Below are 24,384 nucleotides of genomic sequence, written 5' to 3' on the forward strand. Positions count from 1 at the left end.
ACAGCTGCCCTTTTTGAGAGAATAGAGAGAGACCATGTTCACTAAAATCCTGATCGCCAACCGCGGCGAAATCGCTTGCCGTGTCGCCGCCACCGCGCGCCGCATGGGCATCCAGACCGTCGCCGTGTATTCGGAAGCGGACGCCAATGCCAAGCACGTCGCCGTGTGCGACGAAGCCGTATTGATCGGCCCCGCGCCGGCCAAGGAAAGCTATCTGTGCGGCGACAAGATCATCGCCGTGGCGCTGGCGACAGGTGCGCAGGCGATCCACCCCGGCTATGGTTTCCTGTCCGAGAACGCCGATTTCGCCGACGCCTGCCACGCTGCGGGTCTGGTCTTCATCGGCCCGCCGGCATCGGCCATGCGCGCCATGGGCTCGAAGTCGGCCGCCAAGTCGCTGATGGAAAAAGCGGATGTACCGCTGGTACCCGGCTACCACGGCGAAGAACAGGATGCGGACTTCCTGCACGGGCAGGCCGACAAGATCGGCTACCCGGTGCTGCTGAAAGCCTCGGCCGGTGGCGGCGGCAAGGGCATGCGCGTCATCGACAGCATCGATGATTTCAAGGCCGCGCTGGCCTCGTGCAAGCGCGAAGCGATCAGCTCTTTCGGCGACGACAAGGTGCTGGCCGAAAAATACCTGTCGCGTCCGCGGCATATCGAAATCCAGGTGTTTGCCGATACCCTGGGCAACTGCATTTATTTGTTCGAGCGCGATTGCTCGGTGCAGCGCCGTCACCAGAAAGTGCTGGAAGAAGCACCGGCGCCGGGCATGCCGGCCGAGCGCCGCGCCGCCATGGGCGAAGCGGCCGTTGCCGCCGCCAAGGCCGTCGGCTATGTCGGCGCGGGCACGGTGGAATTCATCGCCAACCAGGATGGCTCGTTCTACTTCATGGAGATGAACACGCGCCTGCAGGTCGAGCATCCGGTGACGGAAATGATCACCGGCACGGACCTCGTGGAATGGCAGTTGCGCGTCGCCTTTGGCGAACCGCTGCCGAAAAAACAGAGCGAACTTGCCATCCACGGCCATGCCATCGAAGCGCGCATCTATGCGGAAAATCCGGAGAAGGGCTTTTTGCCATCGATCGGCACCCTGCGCCACATGCAGTCGCCATCGGCCGTCACATTCGAACTCGGTGGCACGCAATTCCCGCCGTCCGTGCGCATCGATTCGGGCGTGCGCGAGGGCGACGCGATCTCGCCATTCTACGACCCGATGATCGCCAAGCTGATCGTCTGGGGCGCGGACCGCCGCGAAGCGCTGGCGCGCATGGCGCAGGCGCTGTCCGACTACCAGATCGTGGGCCTGGCCAGCAATATCGCCTTCTTGAAACGCCTGGTCGAAGGCCAGGCATTCAGCTCCGCCGATCTCGATACGGGCCTCATCGAGCGCAATCAGGCATCGCTGTTCCCCGCCCTGCAGGCGGCGCCTGACACGGCCCTGGCGCTGGCGTCCGTCGCCCTGCTGCTGGAAGAAAAAGCGGCGGCCGAAACACAATCGGCCAACCGCGCCGACCCGTGGGGCAATGCCCTGGGCTGGCGTCTGAACAGCACCCTGGGTCGCAGCCTGTCGTTCGCCGATGAATTCACCTTGGCCGGTGAGGGCAAGGCCTACGCGGCGCGCGTTGCCTACAAGACGGATGGCTGGCTGTTCAACGGCCAGCCCTTGAGCCTGACGGCGCACACAGGCAACGAGCTGCATATCAAGCTCGGTGAGCGGGCCGTGCACGGCACCGTGCGCCGCGACGGCGAACAGTTCCACGTATTTACCGGCGGCTTGCACTACACCCTGCACTACAACGACCCGATGGCGCATGCGGGCGAAGTGGAAGCGGAGGGTGGCCGCCTGACGGCGCCGATGCCGGGCAAGGTCGTCGCCGTACTGGTGAACAAGGGCCAGGACGTCAAGAAGGGCGAGCCTCTGGTCATCATGGAAGCGATGAAGATGGAGCACACGATCGCCGCGCCGCACGACGGCCTGGTGGAAGACGTGCTGTATGCCGTCGGCGACCAGGTGGCCGATGGTGCGCCGCTGCTGGCCTTCAAGGCTGCCGCATAAGGGTAAGCACATGCGCATCCTGTTACAACGTTCAGACGGCAAGGAAGCAGCGTGGATCAGCGACTTCCGCGACTTGCTGCCCGAAGCCGACATTGTCTTCTGGCGCGAAGGCGAAGCGGTTGAACCGTGCGACTATGCCGTCGTGTGGCAACCGCCCGCCGCCATGCTGCCCGAACTGGCTCACGTGAAAGCCATCTTCAACACGGGCGCCGGCGTCGACGCGCTGTTGAAGTTTGGCGACGCGCTGCCCGCCCACGTTCCACTGGTCCGCCTCGATGACGCGGGCATGGGCGTGCAGATGGCCGAATATGTAAGCCACGCCGTGCTGCGCCACTTCCGCCGTTTCGACGATTACGAGGCGCAAGGCCGCGCCGGCATCTGGCAGCCGCTGCCTGCGTTCGACAAGGCGGACTTTCCTATCGGCGTGCTGGGCATGGGCGTGCTGGGCACGCGCGTGCTGCAAGCGCTGGCGCAATTCGAATTCCCGCTGCGGGGCTGGAGCCGCAGTCGCAAGCACGCCGATGGCGTGGCGTGTTTCGCGGGTGATGAGGGACTCGAAGCATTTTTGCGCGGCACGCGCGTGCTCGTGTGCATGCTGCCGCTCACGCCCGACACGCACAACCTGCTCGACCGCGCACGCCTGTCGATGCTGCTGCCAGGCGCCTATGTCATCAACGTGGCGCGCGGCGCGCTTATCGCCGAACCGGATTTGCTGACGCTGATCCGCTCCGGGCATATCGCGGGGGCGACCCTGGACGTGTTCCGCAACGAGCCGCTGCCGCAGCAGCACCCGTTCTGGCAAGAACCGCGCATCACCATCACGCCGCATATTTCGGCCGCCACCCTGCGCCGCGAAAGCGTGGCGCAGATCGCCGCCAAGATGCGCCGCCTGCAAGCCGGAGACTCTGTCGCCGGCATCGTCAACCGTTTGCAAGGATATTGAGATGAACCCTACTACCAGTCTGCCCAAGCAGGTCAAGATCGTCGAAGTAGGTCCGCGCGACGGCCTGCAAAACGAAAAGGAAACCATCAGCGCCGCCGTCAAGATCGAGCTGGTCGACCGCCTGACGCAGGCGGGCTTCGTCAATATCGAGGCGGCATCGTTCGTCTCGCCGAAATGGGTGCCGCAGATGGCCACCAGCGCGGAAGTGATGGACAAGATCGCGCGCCGCGCCGGCACGATTTATTCGGCGCTGACGCCAAACATGCAAGGCTTTGACGCAGCGCTGGCGGCGAAGGCCGATGAAGTGGTGATCTTCGGTTCCGCGTCCGAAGCGTTCTCGCAAAAAAACATCAATTGCTCGATCGCCGAATCGATCGCCCGCTTCGAAGGCGTGGCGAAAGCGGCCAAGGAACACGGCCTGCGCCTGCGCGGCAGCATCAGCTGCGCCTTCGGCTGCCCCTACCAGGGAGACGTGCCGCTGGACGCCGTGGCCGACGTGGTGGGCCGCATGCGCGACCTCGGTTGCGACGAGATCGACATCGCCGACACCATCGGCGTGGCCACGCCGCGCAAGACGCAGGCGGTAATGGAGCGCGCGATTGCCGCCTTTCACGTGGGCGGGCTGTCCGGCCACTTCCACGACACCTATGGCCAGGCGCTGGCAAATATCTATGCGAGCCTGGAAACGGGCATCGCCATCTATCACTCGTCCGTGTCCGGCCTGGGCGGCTGCCCGTACGCCAAGGGCGCCACCGGCAACGTGGCCACCGAGGACGTGCTGTACATGATGCAGGGACTGGGCATCGCCACCGGCATCGATCTGGACCTGGTGGTGGACGCGGGGCAGTTCATCGCGCAGCAGCTGGGGCGCAAGGGATCTAGCCGCGCGGGTAATGCCATCGCGGCGAAGCGCGCAGCTGTGTAGGTCGGATTAGCGCGCAAGCGCGTAATCCGACGCCACCAAGGACATGGCCAACACTGTTGTCGGGTTACGCGCTGCGCGCTAACCCGACCTACCCGACCGACCCCGGCGTACGTGAACCGTACAGGCGAAAAAAAACCCAAGAGCCGAAACTCTTGGGTTTTTTTCTACAAATTTGGTCGGAGTACAAGGATTCGAACCTTGGACCCCCTGGTCCCAAACCAGGTGCGCTACCGGGCTGCGCCACACTCCGAAGACCAAGATAATACAGGCCGTATCGACTTCGGTCAAGGGTCAGGTGAAACTCTCTGTAAATTATTTACGCGCGGCACTGGGATGCATGTATTTTTCAACATGCCGGAAATATGCGACACTGGCTTGGCAAGTTTTCCCGATCAGACATGAAGGCGACGACGGCAATGGAGTTCAGGATAGAAACAAGCGGCGGCGGCCAGCCCGTGCCGAAGCGCCGCGGCATCGCGCTGGGCATCGCCGTGTCCTTGCTGCTGCATGGCGCATTGATCACTCTGTGGCGCCATGTGCAGCCGGCAGCGCCACCGGATACGGCCCCGCGCGTGGAGTCGATCGCTGTGTGGATACGTCCGCTGGCCGCCAAGCCGCCCCCGCCGCCCGTCGAAGTCGTCAAGCCGAAGCGCGAACCAAAACCCATCAGCAAGCCGAAACTCGCCACGGCCCGGGAAACGCCGGCGGCGCCCACGGCGCCAACATCGAGCCCGCAAGCCATCACGGTCGTGCCGGCATCACCGGCCACACCGGCGGCCAGTCCCGATACCCTCAGACAAGAAACCCCGGAAACGCCAAAGTTCGACATGGAAGCGGCCAGGAAAACGGCACGCAAGATGGCCGGCGAGCGCGATCCATCCAAGGTGGGTACGGCCGTGGGGCAAATCCCCGACAAGCCGCTGCAAACGGAAACCCAGCTGGCGCGCGACATCGCGCAGGGCAAGCGCGGCGATTGCCGCACCGCCTACTCAGGCGCAGGTTTGCTGGCGCCCGTGTTGATGTTGCTGGACAAGAAGGATAGCGGCTGCAAGTGGTACTGGCTTGACTATACGCCAGTATTGGGTAGGCCTAACCCTTATTCCTGCCCCTTCAACTGCAACGCCCGCTCATACAGGGCATTCTTCTTGCGGCCCGTGATCTGTGCCGTCAGATTCGCCGCCTGCTTGACGCTGCATTCGGCCAGCAGGATGTTCAGGATGCGCTCCGCTTCCACGTCTTCCGCGTCCTGCGCTTGCGTCGCGCCTTCGAGCAGGACGACGAATTCTCCCTTTTCGCGGTGCGCATCGGCGCGGATCCAGCTTTCCGCTTCGGACAGGGGGCAGCGGTGGATTTCCTCGAACAGTTTCGTCAGTTCGCGCGCGAACACCACCTGGCGCGTCGGTTCGAACGCTTCCACCAGGGCCGTGGCGCAATCGAGGATGCGGTGCGGCGCCTCATAAAACACCATGGTGGCCGTCACGCCGCGCAGGCTGTGCAGCATGTTTTCGCGCTGCTTGGCTTTGGCTGGCAGGAAGCCGACAAAGTAAAACTGGTCATTCAACAGGCCGCTGGCGGAAATGGCGGTGATCGCCGCCGACGGGCCGGGCAGGGGCAGCACGCGCAGGCCGGCCGCGCGCACGGCGTCGACGATGCGCGCACCGGGATCGGACACGGCGGGCGTGCCGGCGTCGGAAACGAGGGCGATGCGCTCGCCGGCCTGCAGGCGGGCGATCAGTGTTTGTGCCACTTCGCGCTCGTTATGTTGATGCGCCGCAATCAGGGGCTTGTTCAAGCCAAAGCGCGTCAGCAGGTGCGCCGTGTTGCGCGTATCTTCACAAGCGACGGCATCGGCAAGGCTCAGCAGATGCAGCGCGCGCAGGCTGATATCGGTCACATTGCCGATCGGCGTGGCCACTATATACAATGTTGCGATAGGATAGACCTGGTGCGCCGCCTCTGTCATGATGGGCAGGCTGGCGATGGAACTGATTTCTTGTACGGTCATTTTGGAGGTTAAATGCTTGCTAATAGTGTGAAGTTACTGCTTGTTTGTGCCGCGACCGGCATGCTGAGCGCTTGCAGCACCCCTTGCGACGCGCCCGGGCAATTGTGCGCGCCTATTGAATCTAACACAAGGGCGCTGCCGCCACCGAAGCCGCTGCCGCCGCCCGTGCCGCCCAAGCCGCCCGCGCCCGAACCGGTGACGTTTGCCGTGGCCGTACCCGATATTACCGCCTACGACGGCAACGGCGCGCCGCTGGCGCCCATCAATACCAAGCCGGCGACCGGCACGCCGCAAGACATGCCGGCCGCCACGGCGCCGGCGCCATCCGACGGCAAGGTCCACCACATCGGCCTGCTGCTGCCGCTGCGCTCCGCCTCCCTGGGGCCGGCCGCCGAACTGCTGCGCGCCGGCTTCATGGCCGCGTATGAGCGCGACCGCAGCGGCTTTGAAGTGACGGTGATCGACACGGGCGACGGCAGCAGCGACGTGCTGAACAAATTCGCGCAAGCACAGGAAGAACAGGACATCGTCGTCGGGCCTTTGTCGCGCTCGGCCGTCACGGCCGTGGCCAACAGCGACCTGGTACGCAAGCCAACGATCGCCCTGAACCACCCCGACAACCGCGGCGAGGCGCGCCTGCCGGCCAAGCTGCTGGTGATGGGCTTGTCGATTGAGGCGGAAGCGCGCCAGGTCGCCGCCTGGGCCGCCAGCGAACAGCCGGGCGCCAGCGCACTGGTCCTGTCGGCCGGTTCGCCCTCGCAGCGCCGCATCAGCGCCGCCTTCAAGCAGGAATGGCTGCGCCAGGGCGGCAAGATCGAGACGATGGACTTGACGGCCACGAATGGCTACCTGAGCGATGCGGAGCTGGTGCAGCTGCGCGCGCGCCTGGCCGCCACGCCGCCGGGCCTGCTGTTTGCCGCGCTCGACGCCGACCAGGCGCGCCAGCTGCGCGTGGCCATCGGCAGCGATCTGCCCCTGTATGGCACCTCGTCCTTGAATCCCGGCGCCGGGCGCGGCGCCAGCGGCCCCGAGCTCGACGGCGCGCGCCTGCTGGACCTGCCATGGCAAGTGCAGCGCGAGCATCCGCAAGTGATGGTGTATCCGCAGCCGCCGCAACCGGCCGACACCCGGCTGACGGCCGACATGGAACGCTTATATGCGCTGGGCATCGACGCCTTCCGCGTGGCGCGCGAAGTGGCGCTGCGCCCGAACGCGCCATTCACGCTCGATGGCGTAACGGGCCGCCTGGCCGTGCGCTTCGAGAATGAGCAAACAGTATTCGAACGCACGGAACAGGCCGCCACCTATCAGCAAGGCGTGCTGGGCACCTGGCCACCGGCCGCGCCGGCGCCGGCGCCTGTCGCCGTGCCGCCGGCCCAATAAGGACACGCCATGCCACCCCTGCCTTTCCAGAATAAACAGGCACGGGGACGGCAAGGGGAAGACGATGCGCTCGCGTATCTGCTGCTGCAAGGCCTGGTGCTGCTAGAACGCAACTATCTGTGCAAGGGCGGCGAGCTGGACCTGATCATGCGCGATGGCGCATCGGTCGTCTTCGTCGAAGTGCGGCTACGCAGCAGTGCAGCCTTCGGCGGCGCCCTGGCCAGCATCACGCCAGCCAAGCAGCGGCGCATGGTCGTGGCCGCGCAAACCTGGCTGCTGGGGCAAAAAACCGTGCCGCCGTGCCGTTTCGACGCGCTGGCCATCGATGGCGGGCGCATCAACTGGCTGAAGAACATCCTCGATATGTAAGCATTTTTAACAGTGCTTGTCCGCCACGCCGCGCGCCTGCACTATAATCGGCAGACTATGAATAATCAACGCATCCTCTCGCACTTCCACGAAAGTGCCGAACTCAAGATCCAGGCCGCCACCGTACTGGCGCAACCCATTGCGCAGGCGATCGACCTGATGTTTTATGCATTGTCCAACGGCAACAAGATTCTCGCCTGCGGCAACGGCGGTTCCGCCGCCGACTGCCAGCATTTCGCAGCCGAGCTGGTCGGGCGCTTCGAACGCGAGCGCTTTCCGCTGCCGGCACTGGCGCTGACGACGGATACGTCGATCCTGACGGCCGTGGCCAACGACTACAGCTACCGCGAGATTTTCTCAAAGCAGGTGCAGGCCTTCGGCCAGGCCGGCGATATCTTGCTGGCCATCTCCACGTCGGGCAATTCGGCCAATGTGATGGCCGCCGTGGAAGCGGCGCTCGAGCGCGAAATGCGCGTCGTGGCGCTGACGGGCAAGGACGGCGGCGCCATCGGCAAGATGCTGACGGACGCCGACGTGCATATCTGCGTGCCGGCCGAGCGCACGGCGCGCATCCAGGAAGTCCACCTGACCACCATACATTGCATCTGCGACGGCATCGACGTCGCGCTATTCGGAGGAGACGTGAATGACTAAATTCGGTACTGGCCCAGGCTGGAAACGCGTACAACGCCCATTGGCCACCGCACTGCTGTGCGGCGCCATGCTCACCTCGCTCACCGGCTGCATCGAATTGATGGTCGGCGGCGCGGTGATGGGCGGCGTTGCCGCAGCGGACCGCCGCACCCTGGGCGCCCAGACCGAAGACAAGTCGATCGCTGTCAAAGGCGAGTCGCGCATCCCATCGATCACCGGCGACATGGGCCATGTGAACGTCACCAGCTTCAACCGCCGCGTCCTGCTGACGGGCGAAGTGCGCGACGAGGCGATGAAAAATGCCGTCGAGCGCGAAGTGCGCAATATCGAAGGCGTGGAATCGGTGGCCAATGAATTGATCATCGCCGGTCCGGCCAGCTACACCTCGCGCTCGAACGACGCGCTGATCACCACCAAGGTCAAGGCCAGCCTGGTCGACATGAAAACCATCTCGGCCGCCTCGTTCAAGGTCGTCACCGAGAACGCTACCGTCTTCCTGATGGGCCGGGTCACCCAGCGCGAAGGCACGGTCGCCGCCGACGTGGCGCGCGGCGTGGGCGGCGTGCAGAAAGTAGTCAAGCTGTTCGACTACATTTCGGAATCGGAACTGAAGCAGTTGCAGCCCGATCCGGCGCCAGCACGCACCACCAGCACTGGCGACACGGCGCAGCAATAAACGCCTCCTCCGTTTGACCTACGGCTTTGATGCGGCGATATGGCTATAATGGCCGCATCGCCGCGCTTTTCAAGTAAAAACCATGTCAACTTCGCCATCCGCAAGCAAGTCCTGGGTCAAGCCAGCCCTGATCGCCGTCTTCGTGGCGGGCGTGGCCGCCGCCGCTTATCTGTCGCTCAATGACAAGCAAAGCGCACCGGACGTGACCTTCCACGGCATTCATGGCGAGAAAATCACGTCGGCGAGCCTGCGCGGCAAGGTCGTGATGGTCAATTTCTGGGCCACCTCGTGCACAACGTGCGTGGCGGAAATGCCGGACATGGTCGACACCTACAACAAGTACAAGGGGCAGGGACTGGAATTCGTGGCCGTGGCCATGAAATACGATCCGGCCAACTACGTGCTGAACTTCGCCGAAACGCGCCAGCTGCCGTTCAAGGTGGCGCTCGACGTGACGGGCGAAGCGGCCAAGGCCTATGGCGACGTGGCCCTCACGCCCACCACCTTCGTGCTCGACAAGCAGGGCAAGATCCTCAAGCGCTACGTGGGCAAGCCGGAATTCGCGGAACTGCACAAGTTGCTGGAAACGGCTATCGCCGGTTAAGGCTCGGCACCGCACAAAACCTTGTTGCCAAGTGTTATCAACCTGTTATAACCTTCCCAGGCGTGATCCCACTCACCTTGTGAAGGCCAGCCGTGCCCCTAGCCGCTCAATCGCTCGACCCGCAGCAACTGAAAACCTGGCTGCTCGCCACCGGCAACAGGGACGCCACCGCGTTCCGCCAGCTATATAACTCCACCTCATCGAAACTGTTTGGCTTCGCGCTGCGTATATTGCATAAGCAAGAGCTCGCAGAAGAAGCCTTGCAAGAGGGTTTCGTCGCCATCTGGAACAACGCCGCCACGTATCAAAGCCATCTGGCGGCGCCGATGACCTGGATGGCCACCATCGTGCGCAACAAGGCGTTCGATGTGCTGCGGCGCAGCGACGATACCGTGGAAATCGATGCCGAACAGTTTGATAGCGAAGTCATGAATGCACTCCGAGACCCCCAGGCCACGCCGATCGAATCACTGCAGCTAAGCGGTGACGCCAAGGCGCTGGCGTTTTGCATGTCCGCCCTGGAAGGGCTGCACCGGCAGGTGGTCGCCCTGGCGTTCTATCACGACCTGTCGCACAGCGAAGTGGCGCAGCAGATGTCGCTGCCGATCGGCACCGTGAAGACCTGGATACGCCGCAGCCTGGAACGGCTGCGTACGTGCCTGGCGAAACGGGAGGCATCATGAATATCCGCGGCAATGACACCCTGCGCCAGAAACTGGCGTCCGAATATGTGCTCGGCACCCTGAAAGGGGGCGCGCGCCGGCGTTTCGAAGGCTGGCTGCACAACGACGCCGACTTGCGCAATATCACGGCCGAATGGCGCCAGCGCCTGGAACCGATGGCCGAGTTCGCCACGCCCGTGGTGCCGCCCAAGCGCGTGTGGCAGCAGATCGAGCAGCGCCTGCACCTGAAGTCGCAGGGCGGCTGGTCCTGGTTCCGCGATTCGCTGTCGTTCTGGCGTTCGCTGGGCATGGCCTCAAGCGCCATCGCCGCGCTGCTGGTGATCGTCGTGGCCACGCGCATGATGGATGCGCCGCAGATCAGCTATGTGGCCAGCCTGACGGACGAGAAAGCACAAACGGCCCTGCTGCTGACGGCCGACAGCCGCCACGGCGCGCTCGAAGTGCGCATGGTGGGCAACGCACCCGTGCCGAGCGACAAGGATCTGGAACTGTGGGCCGTGCCGAAGAGCGGCAACCCGCGCTCCCTGGGCTTATTGGCCGACAAGGGCAACGTGAAACTGGCCTTGTCCCAGCGCGCCATCGGCAACGACGTGGCCTTGCTGGCCGTCACCCTGGAGCCGAAAGGCGGTTCGCCGAATCCGGACGGACCGACGGGGCCGATTTTGTATAAAGGTAACTGGGTGAAAATCTAACCCGAAGGCAAAAATCCGGGGTCAGTCCTGCGGGGTCTGACCCCAGCAGTTGATTTAGGGTGTCGATTTATTTGGGATATAAAATCATCTGCGTGCAGCGGAACAAGGCAATCGTCTTGCCCGTTTCCTTGCTTTTCACCACAGCATCCCACACTTGCGTGTTGCGGCCCTTGTGTTCGACTTTGGCCGTGCAGGTGAGCGTGCCTTCGCGGGCCGTGCCCAGGTGGTTCGATTTCAGTTCGATGGTCGTGAAATTGCTGGCGCCTTCGGGCAGGTTGACGATGCAGCCATAGCCGGAAGCCGTGTCGGCCAGGGTCACCACGCTGCCCGCATGCAGGTAGCCGTTCGGTGCCAGCAAATGCGGCAGCACGGGCAATTCCGCCGTCAGCTGGCCGTCGCCCACTTCCGTGATGACGATGCCCAGGTGGCCGGGCAGGCGGCCGGTGCCGCGTTCATTCAACATTGCTACGGTGATCTCGGGATTGCTCATGCTGGTCCTTGTGCGGGTGAGTCGGGGATACGCCGGAAAATACTATGATGATAGCAACTTTCCCGGCAACGGTCTGGCGACCGCTTATTTCCGGCCGCGCCGCCGTTTCCACCACACCAATGTCCCCGTCAGCATGAACAGCAGCGGCATCAGGCCAAAGGCGGTAATAAAACTGCGCCCGGCCACGCCAAACGCCTGGCCCGAGTGCAGGGGGAATTGCCAGCCGAGGAAAACGTCTCCGGCCGGCGCCCGCAAGGGATCGCGTATGCGCAGGGGCAAACCGCTGCGCGCATCCACAGTGATGCGCGTGGCGCCGTCGCCCTCGGCGATCTCGCCGGGCTGGCGCACGCGCACGTCATAAGGCTGGTCCTTGCTGGCCGGCAGCACGATGCGCGACACGCGTGCCTGCGGATACAGCTGTTGCGCGGCGGCCATGGCCTGGCCCGCATCGAGCAGGTCGCCGTCCTGCCGCAGATTTTTCAGTTTGGCCTTGTCCGGCGCCGTCGACACAAGCTCCACCAGCGGCACGATCAATTGCGGCAAATTGAAATAGATACCGGAAAAAGCAAGCACGGCCAGCACGGGCGCGGCAAAAAAACCGGCCGCCTTGTGAAACGTGTAGTTGAAGCGGGGCCAGGAACCGCCATGCGACACCGTCAAAGCGCGCTTGATGGCCGTCCACTGCAGGCGCGGCCACCACAGATAGATGCCGCTCAAGGCCATCAGCAGCAGCATCACACCCGAGATGCCCGTAATGGTTTTACCCACTTCACCCGACAATAAATAGCGGTGCAAATGAAACATGCCCGACATCAGCAGCGGACGCGTGAAGCCGAAACGCCCCCAGTCGCGCTCGCCTTTGACTTGCAAGGTGTAAGGGTCGACCATCACCTGGCGCACGATAGCCTGGCTGAAAGGCGACGGCTTGCCGGCCTGGCGGTACGAGGCCACGTACACGTCGCGCGCATCGGCGGGCGGATTGAGCTGGGCCGGCTTGCCGTAGGCGGGGTCGGCCGCGAGCCCGTCCACCACCGCTTGCACCGTGTGCGGCGTCACCTGGAACACCTGGCCAGGCGCGGGCGTGCTCGCCTGCAACAGGGTCGGATTCAGGTACGCGTCGAGCTCCGGCATCCAGGCGATGGCGGATCCCGTCAAGCCCAGCAGGACGAACAGGGCGCCGAACCACAGGCCCGCATACAGGTGCAGCTTGGCGAACAACCACTTGATCGGGCGTTTGGACATGGGGAGGCGACTCGGGGAATTTTGGGCTGCGAAACGATAGCATGAAAGGCCCGGAGTGAAAATCATGCGCAGGCAGGAAACGGCAAGCGCAACAACACGCTCATGGGAACATTGAAATCAGGTGGAAACGAGCGTTTTGGCACCATCATCGAGCGCATCGGCATCGCAAGTCAATGTTGCACGGCATACACTTTCCCCTATACTTCATCGAAAGGAAAACCATGACCACCTCCCGCCTGCTTGCCATCACGCTGGGTCTCGCTTTGCACCTGGACGCCCACGCCGCCGACTTTACCGTCACCAGCACCGACATCGCGCCGGGCCAGACCCTGGCGCCGGCGCAAGTATTCCAGGGCTTCGGCTGCACGGGCGGCAACCTGTCGCCGCAATTGTCGTGGCACGGCGCGCCGGCTGGCACCAAAAGCTACGCCGTCACCCTGTACGACCCGGACGCGCCCACGGGCAGCGGCTGGTGGCACTGGAGCGTGTTCAATGTGCCTGCCAGCACCACGTCCTTGCCAGGCGGCGCCACGGCCAGCACTCTGCCGGCGGGCGCCATGCAAGGACGCAACGATTACGGCGACAGCGCCTACGGCGGCGCCTGCCCGCCACCGGGCGACAAGGCGCACCGTTACCAGATCACCGTGTGGGCATTGAGCGTGGACAAGTTGCCGCTGGACCAGCACGCCAGCGGCGCCATGCTCGGCTACATGCTCAACGCCAACGCACTGGGCAAGGCGCAGCTGACGGGACTGTATGGCCGATGAGATCGACGCGGTGGCCCTGAGCGAACTGCGCATCGCCCACGGCACCATCGAGGCGCGCCGCGCGCAAACCCTGCGCCGCGTGCCCGTCTTCCAGAGCGCCCTGTGCCGCGTGCGGCAGGGAACGAAGCTGCTGGAATGGGGCGCTCGCCAGGCCCGCGCCGGCACGCACGACGTGGTGTTGATGCCGGCAGGACAGGAATTGGGCGTGGCCAACCTGCCCGGCGCGCAAGGCTACCGGGCCGAAGTGCTGAGTTTTTCACCGGCCCTGATCGCCCGTTTCCGCGCGCGCCATGGCGGCCTCGTCGATACCCAGCTGCGCCAGGCGGCCACGGCCAGCCTGTGCGTGCCGCTCGATGCCCACGCGGCGCAGGCCTGGGACCAGCTGATGGCCAGCCTGGCAGGTAGCGCACCGCCCGCGCTGCTGGCGCACCACGCGGAAGGCTTGCTGCTGGCCCTGGCCTTGGGCGGCCATTGCGGCCCGCTGTTGCTGGACCGCCGCGATCCGCTGGCTGCGCGCGTGCAGCAAGTGCTGCTGCTGGACCCGGGCGCCGACTGGAGCGTGGCCAAAGTCGCCAGCCATCTGCACTTGGGCGCGTCCACCCTGCGCCGCCAACTGGCCCTGGAGCAGCGCCACTTCCGCGCCATCCTGGAAGACGTGCGGCTGGGACTGGCCTTGCAGGAATTGCAATCTGGCATCTTACCCATCGGCGACATCGCGGCCGCCTGCGGCTACGCCTCGCCATCGCGCTTCGCGGCCCGTTTCCGCCAGCACTACGGCCTGTCGCCGCGCGCACTGCGCGCCACCCTGTAGCTCCCTCTAGCGCAAATCACGCAACAAGCGCTGACAACGGGGCGATTTTCTTGCTACTATGCGCCCATGTCTTCCCGCCAGCCCACCCGCAAGCTTGCTCATCACGGTGCCGCCGCCCTCCCCCGCCCACCMCGGCGGCYGTRCGGGSCACGGTCMCGKGCGCTGGCCCTCGTGTTCCTGCTGTCGACGGCCGCCTCGCACCTGCACAAGACGTCGCTCGACGCGGAAGAGTGCGCGCTGTGCGCCACGGCCATCGACAAGGTGGCCGACATCGCCGTGCCGCCGGCCATCACCGAGCCGCCCGCCCAGTTACTGCCATACCGCTTGCTGGCCGTCGCGCCCGCAACCCTGGCGCCCGCCGCCACCCTCATCCTGCCGCCCGTGCGCGGCCCGCCTGCCGCCTCACTGTAGTTCCCACGCTGTTTTCCTTTTTCAGGCTGCCCCTTGTCGCGCGATCATGCGCGCCGGGCCGCCTGGCGTTGACTATTTTGAGGTTCATCATGCAACACACACCACGCCTGAGCGCGCTGTCGCTCGCCCTTGCCAGCCTGTTTACCGTTTCCGCCCACGCCGCCGAGCCTGCCGAGGCCACTACCGATGCTGCCTCCCAAGACATGCAAAAGGTGGAAGTCACCTCTGCCCACCTGAAAAGCGCGCGCATCGAGCTGTCGCCGAAAGTCGGCACCACCATCTACAGCATCGACAGCCACATGGTCGACATGCTGGGCCAGGGCGACAACACGCCATTCAATGAAGTGCTGCTGCGCCTGCCGGGCGTGTCGCAGGACTCGAAGGGCTCGGGCGCCCTGCACGTGCGCGATGACCATGCCAACGTGCAATACCGCATCAATGGCGTGCAACTGCCAGAAAGCATCACCGGCTTCGGCCAGTCGATCGACACGCGCTTGATCGACAAGACGGATTTCATGACGGGCGCCTTGCCGGCCCAGTTCGGCCTGCGCACGGCGGGCATTGTCGATATTGAAACGAAAGAGGGCGGCATGACACCGGGCGGGCGCATCGGCATCATGGTCGGCAGCCACGACCACGTGGAGCCGAGTGCCGAATTTTTCGGCAGCGTGGGCAAGTTCAATTACTACCTGTCCGGCAGCTACCTCGGTAATTCCCTGGGCGTGGAAAACCCGCAAGACACGCGCAGCGCCCTGCACGACAAGACGCGCCAGAACAAATCGTTCGGCAGCCTGTCGTATTTCCTCGATGACAACACGCGCCTGGGTGCCATGTTCGGCACGTATAACGGCCGCTTCCAGATCCCGAACAACCCGAATCAGGCGCCGGCCTTCTCGCTCGATGGCCACAGCGATGCGCAGGCGGGCACGACCACGTTGCCGTCGTCGCAGCTCAATGAAAACCAGCGCGAGGTGAACCGCTTCCTCGTGCTGTCGCTGCAAAAGAGCCTGGGCGACGTCAATTACCAGGTGTCGGCTTTCCACCAGTATTCGGAACTGCATTTCACGCCCGATGCCATTGGCGACCTGATCTACAACGGCGTGGCTTCGGACTCGCGCCGCGCGAACAGCGCTTCCGGTGCCCAGTTCGACATCAGCTACAAATTGCACCAGGACCACACCGTGCGCGCGGGCCTGGCCTACACGCGCCAGAAGACGACCAGCGACAACACGGTGGCCGTCTTCCCGGCAATCGATGGCGCCCAGACGTCCACCACGCCAATCACGGTGCTGGACAACAGCGGCAAGACGGGCACCCTGGCCAGCTTTTACCTGCAAGATGAATGGCATATCAGCAAGCCGCTGACCCTGAACTATGGCGCGCGCTTCGACAAGGTCTCGGCCTACACGAGCGAGCAGCAATGGAGCCCGCGCGTCAACCTGGCGTATCAGCTGGCGCCAGGCACGGCCCTGCACGCCGGCTACTCGCGCTACTTCACGCCGCCGCCGCAGGAACTGGCGGCGCAGGGCAGTATTGACCTGTATGCGAACACGACAAATGCGCCGGAAATCGGCCAGTCGGACAACGTCAAGGCCGAGCGCACGCATTACTACGATGTGGGCATCAGCCACCAGGTCAATTCAAAACTGACCGTGACGGCCGATGTGTACTATAAAAAGATCAACAACCTGCTCGACGAAGGCCAGTTCGGCCAGGCATTGATTTTGACGCCGTTCAACTATGCGGACGGCTACGCCAAGGGCCTGGAGTTATCGGCCATCTACAGCGAGAAAAACTGGGGCCTGTTCCTCAACGCCAGCACGCAAAAGGCGCAGGGACGCAACATCAATTCGGGCCAGGCCCTGTTTGGCGCCGATGAGTTGAACTACATCAGCCAACACTATGTCTACCTCGATCATGATCAGAAATACACCTTGTCGGGCGGTGGACACTATCACTTTGGCGATTCGCAAGTAAGCGCTGACTTCCTCTACGGCAGCGGCCTGCGCATGACTCCGGACGGCGGCGCGCCGAATTCCGGCCACCTGCCTAGCTATTTCACCCTCAACACGGCACTCACGCATACGTGGAAAAACACGCCGGTCGGCAAGGTGGAAGGACGTTTGGCCCTGATCAACCTGTTCGACAAATCGTATCTGCTGCGCGACGGTTCCGGTGTGGGCGTGGGAGCGCCGCAATACGGCGCCCGCCGCAGTTTCTATGCCGGCCTGTCGACCAGTTTTTAACCGTTACGCGCGAAGACAGCGGCAGGGAGCAACGCCTGCCGCTGTCGGTTGCCGTACTATTTCATGACTTATCCCAGGTGATGCCTTCCTGGCCATGCGCCTGCAAATACGCATTCGCCTGGCTGAACGGCTTGCTGCCAAAGAAACCTTTGCTGGCCGACAATGGTGAGGGATGCGGCGCCGCCAGCACCAAGTGCTTGCCGGGATCGATCAGGGTGCGCTTGGCTTGCGCATAGCCGCCCCACAGGATGAACACCAGATGCTCGCGCTCGGCGGACAGGTGGCGGATGGCGCTGTCCGTCAATTTTTCCCACCCCTTGCCCGCGTGAGAGCCGGCCGCCCCGGCGCGTACCGTCAGCACGCTGTTGAGCAGAAACACGCCTTGCTCGGCCCAGTCAGACAAATCCGTGCGCGTGCGCGCCACGCCCACGTCGCTGTGCAATTCCTTGAAAATATTCTGCAAGCTCGGTTGCGGCGGCGTGCCATCGGGAATCGAGAAGCACAGCCCCATGGCCGCGCCGGGCGTGTGATACGGATCTTGCCCCAGGATCACGACCTTGACTTGCTCGAACGGCGTCAGGTCGAACGCCCGGAAGATGGTTTTACCCGGTGGAAAACACGGCCCCGCCGCATACTCTTGCTTCACGAAGGCGGCCAGGCGTTCCCAGTAGGGCTGGGCAAACTCGCCCTCCAGCCGCGCCTTCCACGATGCGTCGATGCGTACGTCCATGGCTCCCCTCATATCATGTTTTTAAAACATCATCGATCAGTATGCCAGAATAGATTGTACAGCCGCATGTTGTCATCACGCTACAATCAGGCAAAAAAAAACCGCCCGGCTAAAGCGGACGGTTTTTGATACAACTCAAGTGCTTAGAAATTCAGCGCCGATTCCACGCCGGCGCTGTGCGCCTGTTCATCCGCGTGATACGAGCTGCGCACCATGGCGCCCACGGCGGCGTGGGTGAAGCCCATCTTGTACGCTTCCTCTTCGAACATCTTGAAGACGTCCGGGTGCACGTAGCGGCGCACGGGCAAGTGGCTGTTCGATGGCGCCAGGTACTGGCCTATGGTCAGCATGTCGATGTCGTGCTCGCGCATGTCGCGCATGACTTGCAGGATTTCCTCGTCCGTTTCACCCAGGCCCACCATGATGCCGGACTTGGTTTTCACGTCCGGATACATGGCCTTGAAATCTTTCAGCAGCTTCAGCGAGTGCATGTAATCGGAACCTGGGCGCGCTTCCTTGTACAGGCGCGGCGCCGTTTCCAGGTTGTGGTTCATGACGTCAGGCAAGCCATCCTTGAACAACAGCAACGCTTTTTCCAGGCGGCCGCGGAAGTCCGGCACCAGCACTTCGATGCGGGTATTCGGCGACAGGGCGCGCGTTTGCTGGATGCACTCGACGAAATGGCCGGCGCCGCCGTCGCGCAAGTCATCGCGGTCGACGGAAGTGATGACGACGTAGTTCAGGCGCAGCTTGGCGATGGTTTTCGACAAGTTGGCCGGCTCTTCCTTGTCCAGCGGATCAGGACGGCCATGGCCGACGTCGCAGAACGGGCAGCGGCGCGTGCACTTGTCGCCCATGATCATGAAGGTGGCCGTGCCCTTGCCGAAGCACTCGCCGATGTTCGGGCAGCTGGCTTCTTCGCACACGGTCACCAGTTTGTTTTCGCGCAGGATGTCCTTGATTTCATAGAAACGGGTCGAGGCTGACGCGGCCTTGACGCGGATCCAGTCCGGCTTTTTCAGGCGCTCGACTTGCTCGATCGGAATGATCTTGATCGGGATGCGCGACGTCTTGCTGGCGCCTTTTTGCTTTTCGCTCGGGTTGTAGGCGGGAGCGGCGGGGGCGGTGCTGGAAATGGTCTCAGAAGTCATGGCTGCAAGCCCTTAACGGGCAATGTTTGGTTTGTTTGCTCAGGCATCCGCTGCCTGAGGCGCGCCTGCGGCGCTGTTTGCTTCGCTTACATCGAGTAATACGGTCAATTCATGGGCCAGGGCCCGCTGCACTTCGGCCAGCGGCGCCACCACGCCCATGCTGCGCATGTCCACCGTCTTCAGACCGGAATAGCCGCAAGGGTTAATCCAGGAAAACGGCGCCAGGTCCATCGCCACGTTGAGCGATACGCCATGGTAGGTGCAGCCGTTGCCGCGCACTTTCAAGCCCAGCGCGGCGATCTTCGCACCCTTGTCTGGCCCGCCGGCAATATAGATGCCAGGCGCGCCATCGATGCGCTCGCCAGCGAGATTATACGCCGCCAGCACGTTGATGATGGCTTGCTCGATTTTATGCACGAACTGGCGCGCATACAACTTGCCGCCCGGCTTGTTGCGGCGCAAGTCCATCAGCAGATAAATCACCACCTGGCCGGGGCCGTGGAACGTCACTTCGCCGCCACGGTCCGTCTGCACCACGGGAATCGCGTCCGCGCCAGCCAGCAGATGGCCGCGGTCGGCCGCCAGGCCCAACGTAAACACGGGCGGATGCTCGACGATCCACAGTTCGTCGCGCGTCTCCGTCGTGCGCGCGTCGGTAAAGGTGCGCATGGCGGCAAAGGTGGGCTCGTAATCGACGCGGCCCAGTTCGCGGATCAGCGCCGTTTCGGTGCGGGTGGTGGTCATGACAGATTCTGTAATCAGCTGCCGGCGCCCTGCGGACGCTGCGGCGAAGCCGTGATTATAAGCCAGGCGGCCGTTTCATTCAGCCGTGGGCTCCGGCAACAGCAGCAATCTGCCCAATTTTTGTGCAGCGTGGCGCACCTGGGCCAGGCTCAAGGCCGTATAACCGAGCAGCACGGCCGGCGCCAGCCTGGCGCTGTGGCAAAAATCGCCGAGCGGCTGCAGCGCCAGCCCTTCCTGCGCGGCGCGCGCGCAAAACACCCGTTCATCGCTGTCTGGCGGCAGCCACAGCACGCAATGGAAACCCGCCTGCTGTCCCGTGATCGTGTAGCGACCGGGGGCGATCTGCTCGAGGCAGGCCAGCAACAGGTCGCGCCGCTCCTTGTAGGCCAAGCGCGCCTGGCGCAAATGGCGCACGAAGGCGCCTTCCTCCATCCAGGCGGCCAGCGCCAGCTGTTCCGTCACGCCCACGGAACGGCCCGTCAACTGCACGATGCGCAGCAACTGCGGGCGCAAAATGGGCGGCAGCACCATGAAGCCCACGCGCAGGCCGGCAAACAGGGTTTTATTAAAACTGCCACAGTAAATCACGCGCTGGTACTGGTCCAGCGCCTTCAGGGCCGCCAGCGGCGCGCTGTGGTAATTGAATTCGCTGTCGTAATCGTCTTCCACCACCCAGGCGCCATTGTCGTTCGCCCATTCCAGCAAGGCCAGGCGGCGCGTGACGGACATGGTCACGCCCAGCGGCGACTGGTGCGCCGGCGTCACGTAGGCGAGGCAGGCGTCCGCGTGCGCGGCCAGAGCGGCGCAATCGATGCCTTCGGCGTCGACGGCAATGTCCACCGGCACGGCGCCCGCGAGCGCGAACAGGGCGCGCGCGGCCGGGTAGCCCGGATCTTCCAGGCAGACTTTATCGCCGTCGCGCACGATGCCGCGCGCCAGCAAGTCGATCGCGTGGCGGATGCCGGTCGTGACGACGATATCCTGCGGGTCGCAGCGGATGCCGCGGTATTTGGCGAGGAAGTCGGCGATCTGCTGGCGCAGCTGGGGCAGGCCGGCCGGCTCGGCGCTGCACAGCTGCTCCGGCGTGACGGCGGCCAGCGCCCGCGTGGCGCACTTGGACCAGGCGGCCATGGGAAACAGGCTGGCGTCGGCGCGCCGCGCAACAAACGGCAAGCCGTCGCGCACGCCCGTGTCCGAAGCGGGAGCCGGCGCCACAGCCGGTGCCGCCGGAGCGGCATCGCCAAAGCCTGCCATCAAGAAACGTTCCGGCACCACGGCGCACACGCGCGTGCCGGAGCCGGGCACGCGGGTCACATACGCTTCCGCGTGCAGGCGGTCGAACACGGTTTCGATGGTGCCGCGCGACAACTCCCACCGTTCGGCCAGGGTGCGGCTGGAGGGCAAACGGCTGCCCGCCGGCAGCATCTTCGTCAGGATGGCCGAGCGCAGCGCTTCATACGCGCCGTCCTGCTTGTTGACGCCTTCCTTGTCGAGCCAGCTGGTCGGGCGAGGCAAGTCCAGGGCGTGTGGTGATTTTCCTCGCGGCATGATAAGCGTCCAAGTGGTCCAATGAGTTTTCTGATGAGTGGCACTTCGCATTACACCACAACCATCCTACTCTCACCGTTCCGGTGCGCCAGCGGGGCGCACGCTTGTATGGACCGTGTAAACAATGCAGAAACAAATCGCTGTATGGGCCTGGGGCGGCATCGTGCTGCTGCTGGTCTGCCTGTCGCGCATCAGCATCGACATCTATTTACCTTCGCTGCCGGCCATGGCCGATGCCCTGCATGCCAGCGATGCCCAGTTACAACTGACCTTGAGCCTGTTCATGGCCGGCTCGGCCGCTTCGATGCTCGCTTGCGGGCCGCTGGCCGACCGCTACGGACGCCGTCCCGTGCTGCTGGCCGGCACGGGCATTTTTGTGCTCGCCAGCATCGTCTGCACCGTGACCAGCGACGTGCACGTGCTGATCGCCGCGCGCGTGCTGCAGGCGTTCGGCGGCTGCAGCGGCACCATCATCGGCCGGGTCATGGTGCGCGACCGCTTCGATCCCGCCACGCAGGCGCGCATGCTGGGGAGAATCTCGATGGTGATGGGCTTGTCGCCTATCCTCGCGCCGCTGGCCGGCAGCGTGCTCGACGCGGCATTCGGCTGGCGCGCCGTGTTTGGCGTGCTGTGCCTGCTGGGGGCACTGTCGCTGGGGCTGATCGCCGCGTATGTGCCGGAAACCAGGCCGGCCAGCGTCGCGCCACAAGGAAATACCCTGGTGCTGTACCGCCGCCTGCTGGGCGATGCGTATTTCCTGCGCTATGCGCTGGCCATCGGCTGCGTGTATTGCACGTATTTCCCGTTCATCGCGGAATCGTCCGTGCTGTTGCAAAGGGGTATGCATCTGTCGCCGCACGCATATGCGCTCGTGTTCGCGCTGACGGTCAGCGGCTATATCGCCGGATCGAGCCTGTTTCGCGCGCTGGGACCGCGCCTGGGCGCCGATTACATGCTGGGCGTGGCGGTGCTGATCAATGTGGCGGGCGCGGCCAGCCTGTTGCTGGCGGGTACGTTGGCGCCACAGCACGTGGCCTCGCTGGTGGGGCCGATGCTGCTGGTGATGGTGTCGGTGGGCATGGCGATTCCCGCCTGCCAGCTGGCCGTGCTGCAGCCGTATGGCGACCAGGCGGGCAGCGCCTCGGGCCTGTTCTTCTTCGTGCAGATGCTCATCACGGCCGCTTGCGGCGCCGTCATCGCCGCCATCACGGACGGCAGCGAAAAGCCGCTGCTGTGGGTGACGGCGGCCGCCAGCGCGGCCTTTGCCCTCGTGTGGCGGCTGACTAAATCGGCAACGGCACCTGCGCCAGCCACTGCTGCACGCTAGCGCGCTGCCACTGGGCCAGCGCATAGTCGCGCAGGGCAGGGGGTACGGGCTCGCCGCTCTTGATCAAACGCAACAGCATCAGGGCCAGATCCGTGTCGGCGATGCTCCAGGCGCCAGCCAGGTAATCACCGTGCACAAGTTCGCCCGCGATCTGCAGCAGCTTGGCGGCCGCGGCCTGCGCCGCCGGCGACAGCGACGCATGGTCCGCGCGGGACGGGTGGAACACGACGGTGGAATCGCGCTCGTTGCGCAGCGCCAGCAGATCGCTGCGCAGCCACGCCTGCACTTGCCGCGCCCGCGCCCGCTGGCGTACGTCGCGCGGCAGCACGGATGGATAGTCGGGCGCGGCAAAGACGTCGTCGAGGTAATCAGCAATGGCGTTCGATTCCGTCACGATAAAGCCATCATGGTCGATAGCAGGCACGCGCTGCGTCAGGCTCAGGGTGCTGAATGGCGGCTGGCGCGCCGCGCCCGCGTCCAGGTCGACGTCCTGCACGGTGAAGGAAACCCGCTTTTCGCTCAGGGCGACAAAGGCGGACAGGGCGTACGGGCTGATGCGGTTGCGGTCGACATACAAAATGAGGGACATGGCGGATTCCTGTGGGTAAGTGAACAGGATTCATCATAAAGCGCCGTGTGAAGCTAACAAAACGAGTTATATTCGTTGTTCTTGTTATTTTTATTCACATAAACCGCCATGTCCAGACTGCCCAATTTTTCAGCATTGCGCGCCTTCGAGGCGGCTGCCCGCCACGGCAATTTTTCGCGCGCGGCCGAGGAACTGTACTTGACGCACGGCGCCATCAGCCACCAGGTGCGCAAGCTGGAAGAGGAACTGGGCGTGCTGCTGTTCCTGCGCAACGGCCGCCATGTGACGGTCACGCCGCAGGGACGGCAATTTGCGCTGGTGCTGGGCAAGGCTTTTACGGAGATCGCCAAGGCGGCGCAAGCGCTGCGGCCCGCGCCCGCCAATACGCGGTTGACGATCACGGCGATTCCGTCGTTTGCGGCGCGCTGGCTGGCGCCGCGCCTCGGGCATTTCATCGAACGTCATCCCGGCATCGAAGTGCTGCTGCAAACGAGCGGCGCCTTGCAGGACCTGGAAGGCGAGGGCATCGACGTGGGGATCCGCTTCGGCCGCGGCCATTATCCGGGCTTGCTGGTGCAGCCACTGATGGGCGACGTGTATTACCCCGTCTGCAGTCCCCATTACCGGGGCGGCAACTTGCCGGCCACGCCGGGCGAACTGGCGCAGGCGACCTTGCTGCGCTCGCTCGAACCGTGGCGGCCATGGCTGGCAGCGACCGGCTTGCCATTGGCCGAGCCCGTGGGCGGCGTACTGTACGAGGATTTGTCGATGCTGATACGCTCGGCCATCGATGGCGACGGCGTGGCGCTGGTGCGCCATGTGGTGGCGCTGCAGGAGGTAGCGGCGGGGCGGCTGGTGCGCCTGTTCGATATTGCCGTGCCCTGCGCCGACGCGTATTACCTGGTCAGCCCGCCCGCTGCGGCGCAGCGCGAGCCGGTGCGCGCCTTCCGTGCCTGGCTGGGCGAAGAAATCGCCGCCTTCCGGGCGCGCGAAGCGCCCACCTTGCTTACATGACGATCTTGACCATCGGGTGGCCCGACAGCGCCGTGTACAGGGCGTCGAGCTGCTCGCGGCTGATGGCGCGCACGGTGACGGTCAGGCCCGTGTAATTGCCCTTGCCCGATGGGCGCTCTTCCATGCGGCCTGCGTGGAAAGTCGGATCGTGGCTGATGACCAGTTCCAGCATGGTCGGCGCGAAATCGACATGCGTCGGGCCCATGATCTTGATGGGAAAATCGCTCGGGTATTCGATCAGCGATTCGCTGGGAGGAATCGTCACTTCGGTCGGTGGGGTCGTTTGCATGGGAAATCCAATCAGTGCCGGTCAGAACA

The 24,384-nt window shown here is 64.2% G+C and carries 26 protein-coding genes and 1 tRNA gene; 16 read left to right on the forward strand and 11 right to left on the reverse strand.

The features are described 5' to 3' along the window. Positions 1–34 precede the first annotated feature (34 nt). The 3 genes from AC4BCN_RS00975 to AC4BCN_RS00985 are packed head-to-tail and all read left to right on the forward strand — an operon-like array spanning position 35 to position 3,930. Entirely contained in the window at positions 35–2,062 is a 2,028-nt protein-coding gene (locus AC4BCN_RS00975) for an acetyl/propionyl/methylcrotonyl-CoA carboxylase subunit alpha (RefSeq protein WP_490492361.1), read from the forward strand. Between the two features lie 10 nt (positions 2,063–2,072). Continuing rightward, on the forward strand, positions 2,073–3,005 hold the full coding sequence (locus AC4BCN_RS00980) for a 2-hydroxyacid dehydrogenase (protein ID WP_490492362.1): 933 nt from the start codon (positions 2,073–2,075) through the stop codon (positions 3,003–3,005). Position 3,006: 1 nt separating this feature from the next. After that, positions 3,007–3,930: a hydroxymethylglutaryl-CoA lyase gene (locus tag AC4BCN_RS00985; protein ID WP_456148073.1), complete on the forward strand. Its 924-nt coding sequence runs from the start codon at positions 3,007–3,009 to the stop codon at positions 3,928–3,930. 173 nt (positions 3,931–4,103) lie between these two features. On the opposite strand, the gene AC4BCN_RS00990 is transcribed toward AC4BCN_RS00985, so the two are convergent. From AC4BCN_RS00990 to rsmI, 3 genes are all read right to left on the reverse strand, one after another. Beyond that, positions 4,104–4,180, reverse strand: a tRNA-Pro gene (locus tag AC4BCN_RS00990). Between the two features lie 96 nt (positions 4,181–4,276). After that, the gene (locus AC4BCN_RS00995; RefSeq protein ID WP_490492363.1) at positions 4,277–4,759 is read right to left on the reverse strand and encodes a hypothetical protein; all 483 of its coding nucleotides are present in this window, start codon (positions 4,757–4,759) and stop codon (positions 4,277–4,279) included. A 267-nt stretch (positions 4,760–5,026) separates the two neighbouring features. After that, entirely contained in the window at positions 5,027–5,935 is a 909-nt protein-coding gene (gene rsmI / locus AC4BCN_RS01000) for a 16S rRNA (cytidine(1402)-2'-O)-methyltransferase (protein WP_490492364.1), read from the reverse strand. Positions 5,936–5,995: 60 nt separating this feature from the next. On the opposite strand from rsmI, the gene AC4BCN_RS01005 reads away from it, so the two are divergent. The 7 genes from AC4BCN_RS01005 to AC4BCN_RS01035 all read left to right on the forward strand — a co-directional run bounded on the left by AC4BCN_RS01005 (position 5,996) and on the right by AC4BCN_RS01035 (position 10,996). Next, entirely contained in the window at positions 5,996–7,318 is a 1,323-nt protein-coding gene (locus AC4BCN_RS01005; protein ID WP_490492365.1) for a penicillin-binding protein activator, read from the forward strand. 9 nt (positions 7,319–7,327) lie between these two features. Further along, positions 7,328–7,687 carry a YraN family protein gene (locus AC4BCN_RS01010; protein ID WP_490492366.1) on the forward strand — a complete coding sequence of 120 codons (360 nt, stop codon included), beginning with the start codon at positions 7,328–7,330 and terminating at the stop codon, positions 7,685–7,687. Positions 7,688–7,744: 57 nt separating this feature from the next. Then, positions 7,745–8,341 (forward strand): phosphoheptose isomerase, encoded by a 597-nt coding sequence (locus tag AC4BCN_RS01015; protein WP_034752465.1) that lies wholly within the window; start codon positions 7,745–7,747, stop codon positions 8,339–8,341. Then, positions 8,334–9,017: a BON domain-containing protein gene (locus tag AC4BCN_RS01020; RefSeq protein ID WP_230516818.1), complete on the forward strand. Its 684-nt coding sequence runs from the start codon at positions 8,334–8,336 to the stop codon at positions 9,015–9,017. Before AC4BCN_RS01015 ends, AC4BCN_RS01020 begins: the two co-directional genes overlap by 8 nt. 82 nt (positions 9,018–9,099) lie before the next feature. Next, the gene (locus AC4BCN_RS01025) at positions 9,100–9,621 is read left to right on the forward strand and encodes a peroxiredoxin family protein (protein ID WP_034752467.1); all 522 of its coding nucleotides are present in this window, start codon (positions 9,100–9,102) and stop codon (positions 9,619–9,621) included. A 92-nt stretch (positions 9,622–9,713) separates the two neighbouring features. Continuing rightward, a complete protein-coding gene (locus tag AC4BCN_RS01030; protein WP_139092134.1) occupies positions 9,714–10,304 on the forward strand; it encodes a sigma-70 family RNA polymerase sigma factor in 591 nt (196 codons plus the stop codon). Next, on the forward strand, positions 10,301–10,996 hold the full coding sequence (locus tag AC4BCN_RS01035) for an anti-sigma factor (RefSeq protein WP_490492367.1): 696 nt from the start codon (positions 10,301–10,303) through the stop codon (positions 10,994–10,996). The genes AC4BCN_RS01030 and AC4BCN_RS01035 overlap by 4 nt, the downstream gene beginning before the upstream one ends. A gap of 67 nt (positions 10,997–11,063) precedes the next feature. Here the strand turns inward: AC4BCN_RS01035 and AC4BCN_RS01040 are convergent, their stop codons facing one another. Next, on the reverse strand, positions 11,064–11,486 hold the full coding sequence (locus AC4BCN_RS01040) for a PaaI family thioesterase (RefSeq protein WP_034782761.1): 423 nt from the start codon (positions 11,484–11,486) through the stop codon (positions 11,064–11,066). An 84-nt stretch (positions 11,487–11,570) separates the two neighbouring features. Beyond that, positions 11,571–12,728 (reverse strand): PepSY-associated TM helix domain-containing protein, encoded by a 1,158-nt coding sequence (locus AC4BCN_RS01045; protein ID WP_490492368.1) that lies wholly within the window; start codon positions 12,726–12,728, stop codon positions 11,571–11,573. Positions 12,729–12,949: 221 nt separating this feature from the next. Between AC4BCN_RS01045 and AC4BCN_RS01050 the strand changes: the two genes are divergently transcribed. The 4 genes from AC4BCN_RS01050 to AC4BCN_RS01065 all read left to right on the forward strand — a co-directional run bounded on the left by AC4BCN_RS01050 (position 12,950) and on the right by AC4BCN_RS01065 (position 16,963). Further along, positions 12,950–13,495: a YbhB/YbcL family Raf kinase inhibitor-like protein gene (locus AC4BCN_RS01050; protein ID WP_338680198.1), complete on the forward strand. Its 546-nt coding sequence runs from the start codon at positions 12,950–12,952 to the stop codon at positions 13,493–13,495. Further along, the gene (locus AC4BCN_RS01055) at positions 13,485–14,306 is read left to right on the forward strand and encodes a helix-turn-helix transcriptional regulator (RefSeq protein ID WP_338680199.1); all 822 of its coding nucleotides are present in this window, start codon (positions 13,485–13,487) and stop codon (positions 14,304–14,306) included. Before AC4BCN_RS01050 ends, AC4BCN_RS01055 begins: the two co-directional genes overlap by 11 nt. 171 nt (positions 14,307–14,477) lie before the next feature. Next, positions 14,478–14,717 (forward strand): hypothetical protein, encoded by a 240-nt coding sequence (locus AC4BCN_RS01060; protein ID WP_490492369.1) that lies wholly within the window; start codon positions 14,478–14,480, stop codon positions 14,715–14,717. Between the two features lie 89 nt (positions 14,718–14,806). Next, entirely contained in the window at positions 14,807–16,963 is a 2,157-nt protein-coding gene (locus tag AC4BCN_RS01065; protein ID WP_490492370.1) for a TonB-dependent receptor, read from the forward strand. A gap of 61 nt (positions 16,964–17,024) precedes the next feature. Here AC4BCN_RS01065 and ung read toward each other — a convergent pair whose 3' ends face one another. The 4 genes from ung to pdxR form a co-directional block, all read right to left on the reverse strand. Then, positions 17,025–17,693, reverse strand: coding sequence for a uracil-DNA glycosylase (gene ung / locus AC4BCN_RS01070; protein WP_490492371.1), 669 nt, complete (start codon positions 17,691–17,693; stop codon positions 17,025–17,027). 143 nt (positions 17,694–17,836) lie between these two features. Then, positions 17,837–18,844, reverse strand: a complete 1,008-nt coding sequence (lipA, locus tag AC4BCN_RS01075; protein ID WP_034752483.1) for a lipoyl synthase — start codon at positions 18,842–18,844, stop codon at positions 17,837–17,839. A gap of 39 nt (positions 18,845–18,883) precedes the next feature. Beyond that, positions 18,884–19,588 carry a lipoyl(octanoyl) transferase LipB gene (gene lipB / locus AC4BCN_RS01080; RefSeq protein WP_490492372.1) on the reverse strand — a complete coding sequence of 235 codons (705 nt, stop codon included), beginning with the start codon at positions 19,586–19,588 and terminating at the stop codon, positions 18,884–18,886. Positions 19,589–19,663: 75 nt separating this feature from the next. After that, positions 19,664–21,136, reverse strand: a complete 1,473-nt coding sequence (gene pdxR, locus AC4BCN_RS01085) for a MocR-like pyridoxine biosynthesis transcription factor PdxR (RefSeq protein WP_490492373.1) — start codon at positions 21,134–21,136, stop codon at positions 19,664–19,666. A gap of 124 nt (positions 21,137–21,260) precedes the next feature. Here pdxR and AC4BCN_RS01090 point away from each other — a divergent pair, with 124 nt between their 5' ends. Then, positions 21,261–22,463 (forward strand): multidrug effflux MFS transporter, encoded by a 1,203-nt coding sequence (locus tag AC4BCN_RS01090; protein WP_490492374.1) that lies wholly within the window; start codon positions 21,261–21,263, stop codon positions 22,461–22,463. On the opposite strand, the gene yfcF is transcribed toward AC4BCN_RS01090, so the two are convergent. Then, positions 22,420–23,052: a glutathione transferase gene (gene yfcF / locus AC4BCN_RS01095; protein ID WP_490492375.1), complete on the reverse strand. Its 633-nt coding sequence runs from the start codon at positions 23,050–23,052 to the stop codon at positions 22,420–22,422. The two genes, AC4BCN_RS01090 and yfcF, sit on opposite strands and share 44 nt — an antisense overlap. Positions 23,053–23,160: 108 nt before the next feature. Between yfcF and gcvA the strand changes: the two genes are divergently transcribed. Further along, the gene (gene gcvA / locus AC4BCN_RS01100) at positions 23,161–24,066 is read left to right on the forward strand and encodes a transcriptional regulator GcvA (RefSeq protein WP_490492376.1); all 906 of its coding nucleotides are present in this window, start codon (positions 23,161–23,163) and stop codon (positions 24,064–24,066) included. Here the strand turns inward: gcvA and AC4BCN_RS01105 are convergent. Then, positions 24,059–24,355 carry a DUF493 family protein gene (locus tag AC4BCN_RS01105; protein WP_034752493.1) on the reverse strand — a complete coding sequence of 99 codons (297 nt, stop codon included), beginning with the start codon at positions 24,353–24,355 and terminating at the stop codon, positions 24,059–24,061. The genes gcvA and AC4BCN_RS01105 overlap by 8 nt on opposite strands. Between the last annotated feature and the right edge of the window lie 29 nt (positions 24,356–24,384).

Source organism: Janthinobacterium sp. Bl 1 (assembly GCF_058215535.1).